Below are 1168 nucleotides of genomic sequence, written 5' to 3' on the forward strand. Positions count from 1 at the left end.
GCTGCGGCGGCTGGGGCTGCTGCTGCGGGTACGCGCCCGGCTGGCCGGGGACGCCCTGACCGGGCACGTACGGCCCCGGGGCGGGCTGACCCGGCATGGGCTGACCGGGGTACTGGCCCGGGACCGGCTGACCCGGGACCGGCTGGCCCGGCATGGGCGGCGCCGCGACGGGCGGCGGGTTGCCGTCGGACGTCCACAGCCCGTGCGACTGCTGGTGCCGGACGAAGTCCTCGGCGACCAGCGCCGCGAGGTTGAAGTACGCCTCGCGCACCTTGGGCCGCATCATGTCGAGGTCCACCTCGGCGCCGGCGGCCAGGTGCTCGTCGAACGGCACGACGAGGACGCCCCGGCACCGGGTCTGGAAGTGCGCCACGATGTCGTCGACCTTGATCATCTTGCCGGTCTCGCGCACACCGGAGATGACGGTGAGGGAGCGGGACACGAGGTCCGCGTACCCGTGCGCGGAGAGCCAGTCCAGCGTCGTGCTGGCGCTGCTCGCACCGTCCACGGACGGCGTGGAGATGATGATGAGCTGGTCGGCGAGGTCCAGCACCCCGCGCATGGCGGAGTAGAGCAGGCCGGTGCCGGAGTCGGTGAGGATGATCGGGTACTGCTTGCCGAGCACGTCGATCGCGCGCCGGTAGTCCTCGTCGTTGAACGTCGTGGACACGGCCGGGTCGACGTCGTTGGCGATGATCTCCAGACCGGAGGGCGCCTGCGACGTGAACCGCCGGATGTCCATGTAGGAGTTGAGGTACGGGATCGCCTGGACGAGGTCACGGATGGTGGCCCCGGTCTCGCGCCGCACACGGCGGCCGAGCGTACCGGCGTCCGGGTTGGCGTCGATCGCCAGGATCTTGTCCTGCCGCTCGGTGGCGAGGGTGGAGCCGAGCGCGGTGGTGGTGGTCGTCTTGCCGACGCCGCCCTTGAGGCTGATGACGGCGATGCGGTAGCAGGACAGCACCGGCGTGCGGATCAGGTCCAGCTTCCGCTGCCGCTCGGCCTCCTCCTTCTTCCCGCCCAGCTTGAACCGCGACCCGCCGGCCGCGGGACGGCTGCTCTTGGCCTTCTGCTTCTTGCTGTTGAGCAGCCGGTCCGACGACAGCTCGACGGCCGCCGTGTAACCGAGCGGCGCGGCACCGGGGTTGACCGGCTGCTCAACAGCAAG

The 1168-nt window shown here is 71.1% G+C and carries 1 protein-coding gene; it reads right to left on the reverse strand.

All coding sequences use genetic code 11. The annotated features are described in order from the left end of the window. On the reverse strand, positions 1-1168 hold a 1168-nt coding region (locus CCN29_RS32700; RefSeq protein ID WP_442538625.1), incomplete at both ends, for a MinD/ParA family ATP-binding protein.

It is taken from the genome of Streptomyces pseudogriseolus, assembly GCA_002154585.1.
GTDB classification, from domain to species: domain Bacteria; phylum Actinomycetota; class Actinomycetes; order Streptomycetales; family Streptomycetaceae; genus Streptomyces; species Streptomyces pseudogriseolus.